This window comes from Haliea sp. E1-2-M8, from assembly GCF_030649675.1.
Classification (GTDB): domain Bacteria; phylum Pseudomonadota; class Gammaproteobacteria; order Pseudomonadales; family Halieaceae; genus Haliea.
The window spans coordinates 1-1,141 of record NZ_JAUTDR010000077.1; the positions used below are offsets into that span (position 1 = coordinate 1).

Genomic DNA, 1,141 nt, shown 5'->3' on the forward strand with positions numbered 1-1,141 from the left:
GCTTGCCACCCGTGCCGCCAGGACAGCGGATAGTACCTTGACGGGGGGTAGGGGTGCCGGGCTGCCTTTTTATGGACTCAAAAAACAGCGAGGGTAAACAACAGTCACAACTCCGGCGGCGGGTGTCTAGCAGAAAATTGCGCTTCAGCGCCCCCGCGCTGGTGATAGCTGGAAAGGACCCATTGCAGCGCCAATCTTGCTGTAATCTTGTTGCGGTCTTGCCTTAATCTTGCCGTGAACTTGTGGTGTCCTTGTGGTGATTCAAAGGCAGCGCATAGCAGTGCGGCTAAATCTAAATTGTTGCGGTTTATGGCTGTAATCTGGTGGGCGCGGTTTCCTAGTGGACGGGCACCATGTTCGGACCACCCCCCGCCACCAGGGGGCCACCCTAAAAGTCAGTGATGTGCCAACTCATTTAACCTAAGATCAATTTCAATGAGATATGGTGCGACAAATCCTTTATACTTCGATTTAAAACTATCGGGGAGGCTCTTCCAGCCTGTAATGCTCCCTCTGCAGTTTCCTGCTCCACAGCGACATTCATATGGAAAGTATTCGGTAGTGTAATTCCTCATTGCATAATCAAATGTTATTTCATCTCCAATCTCGATAGTTTGCATTGCAACGAAATCATGAGCTCCTGTTATATTGAGATTTATCCCACAGTTCGGGTTACAGGAATGATTAACTTTAGTAATTTTTCCACCATGCAAAGCATATCGAAACTTCCCCATCTGGGAAGCGTGCGAGTGGTTTTCAATATTATCTTTTTCAATAACACCGATCATGACTATATCGCCTCTATGAAACTGCTTGATAGCGAATATACCTTCACCCTTATCAGGGGAATCTAACTGTTCGTATCCGTTGTTCATTTGATGCTCCCAGTCTGACGAGCCTAAGCTCGAGGTACTATCGTAACATATATATAAAAATTTAAAGTCCAGGCGAACCATATAACGAGACCGTGCGGGTACGGTTTTTTTTACATCCACTGAATTCAGGTTTTGTGACTGCCGCAGCCAAGTAGTCACCATTGGGCCGGGTCCTCCCCGGCAACAGCACTACGGGGGCGCGGAGTCGCGGTTTGCCGTAAATTTCCGCCTCTGGTGGGGGTGGTGGTTCATCCGCAGGGCCTGCC

The 1,141-nt window shown here is 48.7% G+C and carries 1 protein-coding gene; it reads right to left on the minus strand.

The annotated features are described in order from the left end of the window. Positions 1-395: 395 nt before the first annotated feature. Entirely contained in the window at positions 396-875 is a 480-nt protein-coding gene (locus Q6D67_RS21600; protein WP_304707910.1) for an SET domain-containing protein-lysine N-methyltransferase, read from the minus strand. Positions 876-1,141: the final 266 nt, after the last annotated feature.

Bases quoted from the DNA above. Each gene is read 5' to 3' on its own strand.
- Q6D67_RS21600 (WP_304707910.1), bottom strand. From the start codon at position 875: ATGAACAACGGATACGAACAGTTAGATTCCCCTGATAAGGGTGAAGGT.